Source organism: Roseovarius nitratireducens (assembly GCF_002925845.1).
Taxonomy (GTDB): domain Bacteria; phylum Pseudomonadota; class Alphaproteobacteria; order Rhodobacterales; family Rhodobacteraceae; genus Roseovarius; species Roseovarius nitratireducens.
The window spans coordinates 125,088-136,994 of record NZ_PDNI01000065.1 but is presented as its reverse complement, the minus strand read 5'-3'; the positions used below and the strand labels follow the sequence as shown (position 1 = coordinate 136,994).

Below are 11,907 nucleotides of genomic sequence, written 5' to 3'. Positions count from 1 at the left end.
CCCGCCGTATAGTGGCGCGTCTCGTGGGGCGCAATGGCCCTTGGGGCCGCCTGTCAGCGTAGCGAGGCGCGGCGCAGAAGGTCGGCGGCGTCCGGGTGGTCGAGCAGGGCGCGCCCGATCTCGAACTGCAGGTGCGCGGGGGTTTCGTGGCCGGGCGTGTCGGGCAGCAACTCGGCAGGCAGCGCCGAGCGCGTGCGCGGGTCGAGCAGCAGGGTTTCGGCGGCTATCCCCTCGGCAAAGATGATCTGGTGCCGGTCGAACAGAAGCTGGACATAATCGACATGGCCGCCGGTCTCGATGCGCACGCTGTCACCGTTGACCAGGTGGCGCGCGCGCACCAGCACTTCGCGTCGCCCGGCCCCGACAGCGTCGTCGCGCTGGTAGATGAACAGGCGGTGATCGGGGCTGACCAGCAAGTCGCCATCGTTGTTGAGGGCGCCCGCCCGGATGCGCACCGGGGCGAAATCGCCGATGGCGCGCAGCGTGGTCTGCCCGATCCAGCGCAGCGGCTGCGCGCCCTCGTCGCGGGTAAGCACCATGTCGCCGGGTTGGAGCGTCTCGACCGGTTTCTGCGCGCCCGTGGCCATCGTGATCCGTGTTCCGCGGGTAAAGGAGACGCAGGCCGCCTGCGCGAATCGTTGCCGCGCAGTATCGCGCTCGACCCGCACCAGGGCGTATCCTGTGCGCGGGGCCATGTGCGCCAGCGGCATGGCATAGACATTGGTGACGCGCGCCTCGTCATCGGTCTCGACGAAGATCAGCACTTCGGCCACGCTGCCGGTGGCAGGCATCAGCGTGAGGCAGCAATCGAGGTGCAGCGGCGCGCCGGGGGTGCCGATTTCCGAGCCTTCGCCCACGCGGAACGGGCCGGCCCCCTCCATCACGAGACCAAGGCGCCGGGCGCGGGCGCGCGGCCCGAGTTCGTAAATGTCATCGAGATCGAGCTCGGCAGCAAAGGACAGCGCGTCGCCGAGATTGGCCCCGCTGACCACGCGCAGATCGGCGGCCTCGAAAACGTTGACGAATTGCGCGGGGCGTGGTGCGGGCGTGGTCATGAGGTGTCCGGGTCGGGGCTGTGCAGGCGTGCGGCGTCGATACCGTCCGCGATGCCGTTAAGCTAGGTCACGATTAAGCTAGGGCACGATTGTGGCACGTTCTGGTCGATTTCGGCAAGATTTCCCGGCAAGCAGGCAAAAGCAGGGCAGGCCGGAGGTGCGGCCCGCTGGTCATCCTGCGCCCCGTAGTGTTAATTCTCGGTGAACAAGGAAGGGGAAACGCAATGGACATGGGAATTCGTGGCAAGAGGGCGCTGGTCTGTGCCGCGTCGAAGGGGCTTGGGCTGGGCTGTGCGCGGGCGCTTGCCGAGGCGGGCGTTCATCTGGTGATGAACGCGCGCGGCGCCGAGGCGCTGGAGGCTTCGGCGTCGGTGATTCGCGCGGATTTTGGAGTCGAGGTCGCCACCGTGGCCGCCGATATCACCACCGAGGAGGGCCGCGCCGCGGTGCTTGCCGAGGCTGGCGCGGTGGATATCCTCGTCAACAATGCGGGCGGCCCGCCGCCGGGCATGTGGACCGACTGGGACCGCGAGGATTTTATCGCCGCGCTGGACGCCAACATGCTGGCGCCTATCGCGCTCATCAAGGCGCTGGTGCCGGGGATGATGGAGCGCGGCTGGGGCCGGGTGGTCAACATCACCTCGCAATCGGTGAAATCGCCCATCGCGATCCTCGGCTTGTCGAACTCGGCGCGCGCCGGGCTGACCGGCTATGTCGCGGGTACCTCGCGGCAGGTGGCCGGCAAGGGCGTGACAATCAACAACCTGCTGCCCGGCATCCACGCCACCGACCGGGCCGTGGCGCTCGATACCGGCGTGTCCGAGCGCGAGGGCATCACGCTGGACGAGGCCAAGAAGAAGCGCTGCGCCACCATCCCCGCGGGCCGCTACGGCACGCCGGAGGAGTTCGGCGCCGCATGTGCGTTCCTGTGCAGCCAGCACGCGGGCTTCATCGTCGGGCAGAACATCCTGCTCGATGGCGGAGCGGTGAACGCCACGCTGTGAGCCGGGCTTGCCCGCGCGGGGCGGCGGATTAGCTCCCCCGAAATCTGGTCGGGGAGAGGTCGCATGCGTGGCGTCATTGCCGTCTGTCTTGTCCTGATGCTCGCGCGCTGCGCCGGGCGGCCCGCGCTTCGACGACTGGATGTGGCAGGTTGGCGAGGACCGCGTGCTCAACCGCGCCTACATGGACAAGCTGGGCGTGGAGATCGGCGAGGTGATCATCTGGTTTGAGAAGCGGGGGTAGGGGGCCTTCGGCCTGGAGATGGTGCGGCGGGCTTCGCCCTCGATTCCGCGCCGGGCCCAAGAACCGAATGGCAGCAAAAGACCACGTCGCGCCCTTACAGCATATGCCCTGATTTCGCCGCCTTGGTCGCGAGATAGGCCCGGTTGTGGTCGGTCTCGCCGAGCCGGAGCGGCACGCGTTCGGTCACCGAGATACCGTTCTGCGCCATCATCGCGAGCTTGGCGGGGTTGTTGGTCATCAGGCGCACCGAGGAGAATCCCATCCGGCGAAGCAGGTCCGCGCCGATGCGGAAGTCGCGTTCGTCATCCTCGAATCCCAGCCGGTGATTGGCCTCGACCGTGTCGAAGCCCTGATCCTGGAGGCTGTAGGCGCGCATCTTGTTGGCGAGACCGATGCCGCGCCCCTCCTGGTTGAGATAGAGCAGCACGCCCGCCCCCTCGGCCCCCATCTGCGCCAGCGCGCCGCGCAGTTGCGGGCCGCAATCGCATTTCAGGCTGCCCAGCAGGTCGCCCGTGAAACAGGCCGAATGCAGCCGTGCGAGAACCGGTGTGTCGCGCCGGGGCTGTCCGATTTCGACCGCGTAGTGCTCCTCGGCGCCATCCTCGGGGCGGAATACGTGCAGACGTCCTGCCTCTGACACCGAAAGCGGCAGGCGCGCGCTGACCACCGGGTGCATCGGGCTGGTCTCGACAAGGTGCGGCGCGGCGGCGGCGGCGTCGAGTACCGTCAGGCCGTGCCGCGCGGCAAAGTCCGCGCCGTCGGACAGGTCGAGCAGTACCGCCGCGGGCAGCAATCGAGCCGATTTCACCAGCGTGAGCGCCAGACGGTGCAGGCCCGCGTCACCGCCGCGGTCGCTCTCGAGCGGGCCCTTCATCGGGGTCTTGAGATCGTCGGCCGGGTCGGCCACCGCCAGCACCCACGACAGCCGCGCATCGGGTGGCAGCACCACCCGTGCGAGATCACCATCGTAGGCGCGCGCCTTGAGTGTCGCGGCACGCCGTGCGGTGATGGCGAGTACCGGCGTGCCGCCCAGCGCCTGCACATCCGCAAGCCGCTGGGCATCGAGCGTTTCGGCCGCCAGCACCAGCGCCGCGCCGTGTGGGCCGCGCAGCACCACCGGCACGCCCATACGCAGGTCTCCGCGCGCGCGCGCGACGGTTTCGGTCAGGTCGGGGGCGAGGCTCATCAGGACTCTCCGGCATATCGCTCTTTGCGGTAGCGTATATTGTAACGAAATGCAAAGAACGGCTCGCGCGGTAACACGTGGCCGTGAAAGCTGTGACGAGCCTCTTGCCGGGCGCGTGCGGCTTGCGCATCTTGGCGGACAGGAAGAGGAACTCATCATGGCCCAAGTCAAGAAGATACTGCTTGTCGATGACGATGACGACCTGCGCGAGGCGCTGGGTGAACAACTCGTGATGACCGAGGATTTCGACGTGTTCGAGGCCGCGACCGCCGCCGAGGCGATGGCCCGGGCCAAGGACATGATTTATGATCTCATCATTCTCGATGTCGGCCTGCCGGATACCGACGGGCGCGAATTGTGCCGCCTGATGCGCAAGCAGGGGGTGCGCGCGCCCATCCTCATGCTGACAGGGCATGACGGCGATGCCGACACGATTCTCGGCCTCGACGCGGGCGCCAACGATTATGTCACAAAACCGTTCAAGTTCCCGGTGCTGCTCGCGCGCATCCGCGCACAGCTTCGCCAGCACGAGCAGTCGGAGGACGCGATCTTTCAGCTTGGTCCTTACACGTTCAAGCCGGCGATGAAGATGCTCATCACCGAGGAGGACCGCAAGGTGCGCCTGACGGAGAAGGAAACCAACATCCTGAAGTTCCTGTATCGCTCGCCCGAGGGCGTGGTGCCGCGCGATGTGCTGCTGCACGAGGTCTGGGGCTACAATGCCGGGGTGACGACCCACACGCTTGAGACGCATATCTACCGGCTGCGCCAGAAGATCGAGCCCGACCCGGGCAACGCTCGCCTTCTGGTAACCGAGTCGGGCGGCTATCGCCTTGTGGTTTAAAGGTCACGGTCGCTTGACCTCGATCAAAGGCATATCTGGATTCTATGATATGTGTGGTATCGTTCACCTACGGTAAAACGTGAACCTCCCTGTTGGACTGGCCCCGGCATCGCCCGGGGCCCTTTGTTTTAAAGGGAACGAAGAGCTGATCCGGGGGCGGGGGCTGGCCCGAAACGGTGGTTGGCATCGGCCGCGCCGGGGCCAGGGCCAGTATGGCAGGATCAGGCCACCTGCTAGCCCGACCTCAATTCGCGCCCGGCGGCGTAGAGACACAGCAGGTCGCAGGCGAGCGTCGCCGCCGCCAGCGCGGTTATTTCCGAGACATCGTAGGCAGGCGTCACCTCGACCACGTCCATGCCCCGGAGCGCGATCCCTTCCAGCCCGCGCAGGATTTCCTGCGCCTGGAAGGTCGAAAGCCCGCCCACCACCGGCGTGCCGGTGCCTGGCGCCATCGACGGGTCGAGCGCGTCGATGTCGAAGGTGAGGTAGCAGGGCCGGTCGCCGACGATGTCGCGCACGCGGCCCGCCACTGACCGCGGGTCCGATAGGTGCACTTCGCGCGCGTCGATCACGTGCACGCCCAGCGGGTCGGGATTGTGGGTGCGGATGCCCACCTGCACGGATGTCTCGGGCACGATCAGACCTTCGCGCACCGCGTGCCAGATCATCGTGCCGTGGTCGATGCGGCCGGGTTCGTCCTCCCAGGTGTCGGAATGCGCGTCGATCTGGATCAGCGAGAGCGGCCCGTGTTTCTCGGCATGGGCCTTCAGCAGCGGCCAGGTGATGAAGTGATCGCCGCCCAGCGTCAGGAGCGCGGTGTCGCTGGCCAGCACGTCGCGCGCGGCCTGCGCGATGGCCTCGGGCACCTGCGCCGGATAGCCGGGATCGAAAAAGCAGTCGCCGGTATCCACCACCGCGAGCCGCTCGAACGGGTCGAACGCCCACGGCCACGGCGCCGACCACGCGATATGGGAGGACGCGGCGCGCACCGCCCGCGGCCCCAGCCGCGCGCCCGACCGCCCCGATACCGCCAGATCGAAGGGCACGCCCATCACCGCCACGTCGGCGCCGGCCAGATCGCGGGTATAGCGGCGGCGCATGAAGCTGAGCGCGCCGGCGTAGGCGGGCTCGGCGATGGTGCCGTGCGCCTCCTTGCGGGTGAAGGCCAGATCGCTGTCGGTGGGCGTGACGCTGGTGCTGTCGGTCATGGGGATCCTCTCAGGCGGCGGAGACTGCGCCCGAGATTGCCCCGCGTCCGACCCCGTGTAAACCGGGATTGCCCGCTTGCGGGGCCGGGCGGTCAACGGGGGTGGACGTCGCGCCCGAGGGGCCGTAGGTCTGCGCCAAGTAGAAAAACAGGACCGAAAGCCCATGCCCCTTACCGTCGCCACCTGGAACATCAACTCGGTGCGGCTGCGCGCGGATCTCGTCGCACGGCTCTTGCGCGAGGAGGGGCCGGACGTGCTGTGCCTGCAAGAATGCAAGAGCCCGGTGGAGAAGATCCCCGCCTCGATCTTCGCGGCCCTCGGCTATCCCCACATGATCGCGCGGGGCGAGAAAGGCTATAACGGCGTGGCGATTCTGTCGCGGTTGCCCATCGAGGAGGCCGGAAGCCTCGATTTCGCGGGGCTGGGCCATGCCCGACACATCGCCGGGCGACTGGAGAACGGCGTGACCGTCCACAATTTTTACGTCCCCGCCGGCGGCGACGTGCCCGACCGCGAGGTAAACGCGAAATTCGGACAGAAGCTCGACTACCTGACAGACATGCGCGATTTCTTCGGGCAGGAGCGCCCGGAAAAGTCCATCCTCGTGGGCGACCTCAACATCGCGCCGCGGGAGGATGACGTGTGGTCGCACAAGCAATTGCTGAAGGTGGTGAGCCACACGCCGGTGGAGGTGGATCACCTCGGGACCGCGATGGAGGCGGGAGGCTGGCACGACGTCACCCGCGCCAACATCCCCGAGGGGCAGCTCTATAGCTGGTGGAGCTACCGCGCGCGCGACTGGGACGCCGCCGACAAGGGCCGTCGGCTCGATCACGTCTGGGCGAGCCGCGACATCCGCGAGGCGGGCCATTCCAGCCGCATCCTGCGTGCCGCGCGCGGCTGGGAGAAGCCCTCGGATCACGCGCCGGTGTTTGCGACATTTGATCTTTGACAGCGGGGAACGCGCCCACATATAGGGTGCATTCGGATAGAGGGAGTCTCGACATGCTGGAACTGGGCAAAACCGCGAACGGTCCCGCGGCGGGCGATCTCGTCCGCGACGTGAATGAGGCGGATTTCATGGCCGAGGTGATCGAGGCCAGCCAGAAGGTGCCGGTGATCGTCGATTTCTGGGCCGCGTGGTGTGGCCCGTGCAAGACGCTGGGCCCCGCGCTTGAGGCTGCCGTGACCCGTGCGGGCGGCAAGGTGCGGATGGCCAAGGTGGACGTGGATCGCAACCAGGCCATTGCCGGGCAACTGCGCATCCAGTCGCTGCCCACGGTCTATGCGTTCTGGCAAGGCCAGCCGATCGACGGCTTCCAGGGGGCGCTGCCGCAATCGGAGGTCGATGCCTTCGTGAACCGCGTGATCGAGGCGGCGGGCGGGGCCGCGGGTGATGACGGCGAAGGCGGACTCGACGCGGCGCTCGACGCAGCCGACGAGATGCTCGAGACCGGCGCGCTCACTGACGCGATGCAAACCTTCGCCGCCGTGGTGCAAGAGGACGGCAAGAACGCGCGCGCCTTTGCCGGCATGGCGCAGGTGCAGGTGGCAGCGGGCGATCTCGACCAGGCGGAGGCGATCCTCAACGGTGCCCCGGCAGAGATCGCCTCGACCCCGGAGATAGAGGCCGCGCATGCGAAGATTGCGCTTGCCCGGCAGGCGCAGGACGCGGGCCCGGTGGACGATCTGCGCGCTGCCATCGAGGCCGATCCCGACAACCATCAGGCGCGGTTCGATCTTGCCACCGCGCTTTATGCCGGAGGCCAGGTGCAGGAGGCGGTGGACGAGTTGCTCGAGCTTTTTCGCCGCGACCGCGAGTGGAACGACGGTGCGGCCAAGGCGCAGCTCTTCACCATCTTCGAGGCACTGAAGCCCAACGATCCGATCCTGATTGCCGGTCGGCGCAAGCTCAGCTCGATGATATTTGCCTGAGCGCGTCGCCGGGCTAGACTACCCCTCATGGCACAGCGTTTCGATCTCCCCGAGATCATCCCCGTATTTCCGCTGCCCGGTGCGCTGCTGCTGCCGCGCGCGCGGCTGCCCCTTCACCTGTTCGAGCCGCGCTACCTCGCGATGCTCGAGGATGTGCTCAAGACGCGCGAGCGCCTCATCGGCATGGTGCAGCCAAACCCCGCGCCGGGCCGCGACGGCTGCACCGGGCTGCACAGGATCGGTTGTGTGGGCCGGGTGACGCAATTCTCCGAGACGGAGGACGGGCGCTACATGATCACCCTCACCGGGCTGTCGCGGTTCCGCATGACCGAGGAGGTCGAGGGCTTTACTCCCTACCGGCGGGTGCGGGTTTGCTGGGACAGTTTCGATCGCGACATGGGCCCAACAGAGACCGATCCCGGCTTTGATCGAGACGGGTTCATGAACCTGCTGTCGCGCTATTTCAACGCCCGCGCGCTCGAGACCGACTGGGAGTCGCTCGAACAGGCGGATGACGAGTTGCTTATCAACTCGCTGTCGATGCTGCTTGGATTCGAGCCCGAGGAGAAACAGGCCCTGCTAGAGGCCCCGTCGCTCGCTACAAGGCGCGAGACGCTGGTAATGCTGTTGGAATATGCGCTGCGCGGCGGCGACAACGAGGATATCGTGCAATGAGCGATTGGACCGATCCCCCGCATTCCCCCGAAGACACCTCGGAAAGCGAGGCGTCCGGACCCGGCTTCGACCGGCGGATGCTCGAGGCGCTCCTGTGCCCGCAGACCCACGGGCGGCTGGAATACGATGCCGAGCGGCAGGAGCTTGTCAGCAAGTCTGCCGGGCTCGCCTTTCCGATCCGCAATGGCATCCCGGTCATGCTGATCGACGAGGCAAGGCGGCTCGACTGAGGCCGGCCTGAGCGATCTTTTCAGGCCAGCCGCTTCGGGCCGGGATGACGATGGCCTGGTCGCCGGTCGTCGTGCCGAACCAACCCCTCTTTTCGCGGCGCAGGCGATGGGCTAGACCGGCCTGACCCAAGCGCAAAGGCCCGCAGATGAGACCCGTCCGCCTGCTTTCAGGTATCCTGACCGTCAGTGGCTGGACGCTGATGAGCCGCGTGCTGGGCTTCGTGCGCGACGTGATGATCGCGAGCCTGATCGGCCCCGGCGTGCTGATGGATGCCTTCGTTGCCGCGTTCCGCCTGCCCAACATGTTCCGCCGATTCTTTGCCGAGGGGGCGTTCAACGCGGCGTTCGTGCCGATGTTCTCCAAGCGGCTGGAAGCGGGCGATAACCCGCTGGGCTTCGCGAGCCTCGCGTTGTCGGGGCTGGGGCTGGTGGTGTCACTGCTCACGGGTCTTGCGATGGTGTTCATGCCAGCGCTGGTCTGGGCCACCGCAGAAGGGTTCGCGGGGGATGCGCGCTTTGGCGTCACGGTGGATTACGGGCGGGTGGTGTTTCCCTATATCCTGTTCATTTCGCTGGCGGCGCTTCTGTCGGGGGCGCTCAACGCCGCAGGGCGATTTGCTGCCGCCGCGGCAGCACCCGTGCTGCTCAATGTGTTGCTGATCACAGCGATGGGGGCGGCGGCATGGATGGGCGGGGAGGTGATGCAGGCGCTGGTCTGGGCGGTACCGGTGGCTGGGGTGGCGCAGCTCGTCCTCGTTTGGGTGGCCGCCGAGCGGGCGGGGCTGCGCATCCGTCCCGTGCGCCCACGCTGGACGCCAGAAATGGCGCAGCTCGTGCGCGTCGCCATCCCGGCGGCGCTGGCCGGGGGGGTGATACAGGTCAACCTCGTGGTGGGGCAGCTTGTCGCCTCGCAGACCGACAAGGCAGTGAGCTGGCTCTACGCCGCCGACCGGCTCTATCAGTTGCCGCTGGGCGTGGTGGGAATCGCGGTCGGGATCGTTCTGCTGCCTGATCTGGCGCGCAGGCTCAAGACCGGGGATGATGACGGCGCGCGGTATGCCCTGTCGCGCGGCGGCGAGGTGGCGCTGGCGCTGACGGTGCCGTGTGCCGTGGCGCTGGTGGCGATCCCGCTGCCGCTCGTTTCGGTGCTGTTCGAGCGCGGCGCGTTCGGTGCCGATGACAGCGCCGCAACCGCGCTCGCCGTGGCGATCTACGGGCTGGGGCTTCCGGCCTTCGTGTTGCAGAAAATCTTGCAGCCGATCTTTTTCGCCCGCGAGGATACACGCCGCCCGTTCCACTACGCTGTGGTGGCGATGGTGGTGAATGCCGCACTCGCCTTTGGCCTCGCCCCGGTCATGGGCTGGATCGCCGCGGCGCTGGCGACCACGGTGGCCGCCTGGGTTATGGTTTGGCAACTGGCGGTTGGCGCGCAGCGCTTTGGCGAGGTGGCGCGGTTCGACGCGCAGTTCCGCCGCAGGCTGTGGCGGATCGTGCTGGCCGCGGGCCTGATGGGCGTGGTGCTGTGGGGTGCGGCGGTGGTTCTTGGCCCGTTCCTCGCGCTGGGCGGCTGGCGCTGGCTGGCGCTGGTGCTGCTGGTCGGCCTCGGAGTGGTGAGCTACGGGCTCTTTGGGCAGGGGCTGGGCGCGTTCCGCCTGCAGGAGATGCGCGGGCAGCTGCGGCGCTAGCGTATCAGCCCGGCGCCTGTCCGTCAGTCATGCCGCAGCCGGGCGCGCAGCCGGGTGAGGCCGCCGGGGCTGAGCGGCACCGACACGGCAAAGCCTGCAATGAACCCCGCCACGTCCGCCACCCATGTGGGCGAGCCGCCGAACAGCAGCGCAAAGACCAGTTGCAGCGCCATAAGCACGCCGATCAGGGTGAAGGCGCGGGCCTGGTTGGCGCCCATCTGCCCCAACCGCAGCCACATCACGTAGGTGAACCCCCCGATCATCCCGTAGACGCCGGGGAACGCCCCGATGAGCCACGGCCGGTCGCCCGGCAGCATCCCGTAGGCGAGCGCGCCGCCCACCGTCGCCGTGGCGAAGATCACCAGCACCGCCCAGTGGCGGAACACCTCGCCCAGGAACTTGCCCAGCGCCAGAAGCAGCACGGCGGCGAAGAGCGCGTGGGTGAAGCTGCCGTGGACGAAGGCATAGGTGACGAGGCGGCGCAGGTGTTCGGTCGGTATTTGACCGGTTTCGATCATCCAGCGCAGGATCTGGCCGTGAAAGGCGTAATCCTGGATTGCCGCGCTTCGCCAGCCCACGGCGTCGGCGCCGCCGATGATCCCGCGTGCGCCCAGCGAGAACGCCGCTTCGACCCCCGCGATAACCAGAAACAGCACCACCACCACCGGCGGGATCGGGTTGAGGGGACTGGGATCGTCGCTCATGGCAGCTCTCCTTGATGGGGCACTGGTTGACGGGGCACGGGCGCATGGGTAAGCGAGACCTTCAGAGAAATCCACCACGGAGTGCGCCCATGAGCGAGGCGGCCTTTACCCCCCGCGTCTTTTCGGGAATCCAGCCCTCGGGCAACCTGCATCTCGGCAATTACCTCGGCGCGCTCAAGCGTTTTGCCGAGGCGCAGGATCGGGGCGTCGAGACGCTCTATTGCATGGTCGATCTGCACGCCGTCACCGTCTGGCAAGAGCCTGCCGACCTGCGCCGCGCCACGCGCGAGCTTGCTGCCGGGTTCATCGCCTCGGGGCTTGATCCCGCGCGCTCGATCCTTTTCAACCAGAGCCAGGTGGCCGAGCACAGCCAGCTTGCCTGGGTATTCAACTGCGTGGCGCGCTTGGGCTGGATGCAGCGGATGACGCAATTCAAGGACAAGGCTGGCAAGAATGCGCAGAACGCCTCGCTCGGGCTATTTGCCTACCCGGCGCTGATGGCCGCCGATATCCTCGCCTATCATGGCACCCACGTGCCCGTGGGCGAGGACCAGAAACAGCATATCGAGCTGTCACGCGACATTGCCGCCAAGTTCAACCACGATTACGGGGTGGAGTTCTTTCCGTTGCCCGAGCCGGTGATCGAGGGGGCGGCGACGCGGGTGATGAGCTTGCGCGACGGGACCAAGAAGATGTCGAAATCCGACCCGTCGGATATGAGCCGGATCAACCTTACCGACGATGCCGAGACCATCGCCAGGAAGATCCGCAAGGCCAAGACCGATCCTGAACCGCTGCCTTCGGAGGCCGAGGGGCTGGAGGACCGACCGGAGGCACGTAACCTCGTCAATATCTATGCGGCATTGGCGGATATGGACATCGAGCAGGTGATGGCCGAAGCGGGCGGTCAGCCTTTTTCCGTATTCAAGCCGCGTCTGGCCGATCTGGCGGTCGACCGGCTCGCGCCGATCTCGACCGAGATGAAGCGGCTGATGCACGACGAGGCCGAGATCGACCGCATCCTCGCCGAGGGTGCGGGCCGCGCCCGCGCCATTGCGGCACCGATCCTGCGTAGAACCTATGATATCATGGGGATGGTGAGCGCGCCGGGCGGCTGACGCGGTGGGCGGTCGACAGGGG

General features: G+C 67.2%; 12 protein-coding genes and 1 pseudogene. 9 read left to right on the top strand and 4 right to left on the bottom strand.

Features of this window, described 5'->3' with window-relative positions:
• Nucleotides 1-53: 53 nt before the first annotated feature.
• Nucleotides 54-1,055, bottom strand: a complete 1,002-nt coding sequence (locus CRJ03_RS13465) for a Hint domain-containing protein (RefSeq protein ID WP_104019391.1) — start codon at nt 1,053-1,055, stop codon at nt 54-56.
• A 224-nt stretch (nt 1,056-1,279) separates the two neighbouring features.
• Between CRJ03_RS13465 and CRJ03_RS13460 the strand changes: the two genes are divergently transcribed.
• Nucleotides 1,280-2,059, top strand: a complete 780-nt coding sequence (locus CRJ03_RS13460; protein WP_104019390.1) for an SDR family oxidoreductase — start codon at nt 1,280-1,282, stop codon at nt 2,057-2,059.
• A 136-nt stretch (nt 2,060-2,195) separates the two neighbouring features.
• Nucleotides 2,196-2,300, top strand: a pseudogene (locus CRJ03_RS13455) (DUF3833 family protein); the annotation flags it as partial.
• Nucleotides 2,301-2,394: 94 nt separating this feature from the next.
• Here CRJ03_RS13455 and ribA read toward each other — a convergent pair.
• A complete protein-coding gene (gene ribA, locus CRJ03_RS13450; protein WP_104019389.1) occupies nt 2,395-3,486 on the bottom strand; it encodes a GTP cyclohydrolase II in 1,092 nt (363 codons plus the stop codon).
• A gap of 157 nt (nt 3,487-3,643) precedes the next feature.
• Here ribA and CRJ03_RS13445 point away from each other — a divergent pair, with 157 nt between their 5' ends.
• Complete coding sequence (locus tag CRJ03_RS13445) at nt 3,644-4,330, top strand: response regulator transcription factor (RefSeq protein ID WP_104019388.1); 687 nt, start codon at nt 3,644-3,646, stop codon at nt 4,328-4,330.
• A 233-nt stretch (nt 4,331-4,563) separates the two neighbouring features.
• Here CRJ03_RS13445 and speB read toward each other — a convergent pair whose 3' ends face one another.
• A complete protein-coding gene (speB, locus tag CRJ03_RS13440) occupies nt 4,564-5,538 on the bottom strand; it encodes an agmatinase (protein WP_104019387.1) in 975 nt (324 codons plus the stop codon).
• Between the two features lie 163 nt (nt 5,539-5,701).
• On the opposite strand from speB, the gene CRJ03_RS13435 reads away from it, so the two are divergent.
• From CRJ03_RS13435 to murJ, 5 genes are all read left to right on the top strand, one after another.
• Nucleotides 5,702-6,490, top strand: a complete 789-nt coding sequence (locus CRJ03_RS13435; protein ID WP_104019386.1) for an exodeoxyribonuclease III — start codon at nt 5,702-5,704, stop codon at nt 6,488-6,490.
• Nucleotides 6,491-6,543: 53 nt separating this feature from the next.
• Nucleotides 6,544-7,473, top strand: a complete 930-nt coding sequence (locus CRJ03_RS13430; RefSeq protein ID WP_104019385.1) for a thioredoxin family protein — start codon at nt 6,544-6,546, stop codon at nt 7,471-7,473.
• 27 nt (nt 7,474-7,500) lie between these two features.
• On the top strand, nt 7,501-8,148 hold the full coding sequence (locus CRJ03_RS13425) for an LON peptidase substrate-binding domain-containing protein (protein ID WP_104019384.1): 648 nt from the start codon (nt 7,501-7,503) through the stop codon (nt 8,146-8,148).
• The gene (locus CRJ03_RS13420) at nt 8,145-8,378 is read left to right on the top strand and encodes a Trm112 family protein (protein ID WP_104019383.1); all 234 of its coding nucleotides are present in this window, start codon (nt 8,145-8,147) and stop codon (nt 8,376-8,378) included. Before CRJ03_RS13425 ends, CRJ03_RS13420 begins: the two co-directional genes overlap by 4 nt.
• Nucleotides 8,379-8,524: 146 nt before the next feature.
• Nucleotides 8,525-10,063, top strand: coding sequence for a murein biosynthesis integral membrane protein MurJ (gene murJ, locus CRJ03_RS13415; RefSeq protein ID WP_104019382.1), 1,539 nt, complete (start codon nt 8,525-8,527; stop codon nt 10,061-10,063).
• A 23-nt stretch (nt 10,064-10,086) separates the two neighbouring features.
• On the opposite strand, the gene CRJ03_RS13410 is transcribed toward murJ, so the two are convergent.
• Nucleotides 10,087-10,767 carry a rhomboid family intramembrane serine protease gene (locus CRJ03_RS13410; RefSeq protein WP_104019381.1) on the bottom strand — a complete coding sequence of 227 codons (681 nt, stop codon included), beginning with the start codon at nt 10,765-10,767 and terminating at the stop codon, nt 10,087-10,089.
• 89 nt (nt 10,768-10,856) lie between these two features.
• Between CRJ03_RS13410 and trpS the strand changes: the two genes are divergently transcribed.
• Complete coding sequence (trpS, locus tag CRJ03_RS13405; protein WP_104019380.1) at nt 10,857-11,885, top strand: tryptophan--tRNA ligase; 1,029 nt, start codon at nt 10,857-10,859, stop codon at nt 11,883-11,885.
• Nucleotides 11,886-11,907: the final 22 nt, after the last annotated feature.

What these genes read in the sequence shown, in the direction of transcription:
- CRJ03_RS13465 (WP_104019391.1), bottom strand. Translation starts at nt 1,055, where the DNA reads ATGACCACGCCCGCACCACGCCCCGCGCAATTCGTCAACGTTTTCGAG.
- CRJ03_RS13460 (WP_104019390.1), top strand. Translation starts at nt 1,280, where the DNA reads ATGGACATGGGAATTCGTGGCAAGAGGGCGCTGGTCTGTGCCGCGTCG.
- ribA (WP_104019389.1), bottom strand. Translation starts at nt 3,486, where the DNA reads ATGAGCCTCGCCCCCGACCTGACCGAAACCGTCGCGCGCGCGCGCGGA.
- CRJ03_RS13445 (WP_104019388.1), top strand. Translation starts at nt 3,644, where the DNA reads ATGGCCCAAGTCAAGAAGATACTGCTTGTCGATGACGATGACGACCTG.
- speB (WP_104019387.1), bottom strand. Translation starts at nt 5,538, where the DNA reads ATGACCGACAGCACCAGCGTCACGCCCACCGACAGCGATCTGGCCTTC.
- CRJ03_RS13435 (WP_104019386.1), top strand. Translation starts at nt 5,702, where the DNA reads ATGCCCCTTACCGTCGCCACCTGGAACATCAACTCGGTGCGGCTGCGC.
- CRJ03_RS13430 (WP_104019385.1), top strand. Translation starts at nt 6,544, where the DNA reads ATGCTGGAACTGGGCAAAACCGCGAACGGTCCCGCGGCGGGCGATCTC.
- CRJ03_RS13425 (WP_104019384.1), top strand. Translation starts at nt 7,501, where the DNA reads ATGGCACAGCGTTTCGATCTCCCCGAGATCATCCCCGTATTTCCGCTG.
- CRJ03_RS13420 (WP_104019383.1), top strand. Translation starts at nt 8,145, where the DNA reads ATGAGCGATTGGACCGATCCCCCGCATTCCCCCGAAGACACCTCGGAA.
- murJ (WP_104019382.1), top strand. Translation starts at nt 8,525, where the DNA reads ATGAGACCCGTCCGCCTGCTTTCAGGTATCCTGACCGTCAGTGGCTGG.
- CRJ03_RS13410 (WP_104019381.1), bottom strand. Translation starts at nt 10,767, where the DNA reads ATGAGCGACGATCCCAGTCCCCTCAACCCGATCCCGCCGGTGGTGGTG.
- trpS (WP_104019380.1), top strand. Translation starts at nt 10,857, where the DNA reads ATGAGCGAGGCGGCCTTTACCCCCCGCGTCTTTTCGGGAATCCAGCCC.